The 423-nt window shown below is 70.4% G+C and carries 1 pseudogene; it reads right to left on the minus strand.

What is annotated here, in order from left to right:
* Positions 1-423, minus strand: a pseudogene (locus AC3A6J_RS28045) (autotransporter family protein); the annotation flags it as partial.

A 423-nucleotide genomic window follows, 5' to 3' on the forward strand; every position in this document is an offset into this window, starting at 1 on the left:
GTCGACCGCGAACTGCGCGCCGCCGATGCGCACCGCGCCGCCCGCACCCTTGTTGTCGACCGTGACGGTGCCGGCCGCGCCGCTGAAGATCGCGAACCCGTCCTGCTTCCAGGTGCCGTTGGCGACGCCCGCCACGTCGGTCCAGGTGTCGCCGGGGCTGCCTGCGCGCCAGGTGCCCGAGCCGCCAGCGATCTTGCCGTCGTTGAAGTTGGCGCTGTCGTTGCCGTCCCAGAGGTTGAGCGCCACGCCTTCGGAGTTCACCAGGTTGACCTGCTGCGCAACCGAGGTCTGCACCTGCAGGTTGCTCGCGTCGGTGGGCGCCGTGCCGATGTCCAGGCCGTTGTCGGTCAGCGTGCCGGTGTAGTTGATGAGCCGGTACAGGCCCGCGCCGAACTGGCCGCCGGCCGTCTGCGCCACGTTCAA

Source organism: Variovorax sp. Soil_C_39 (assembly GCF_057656815.1).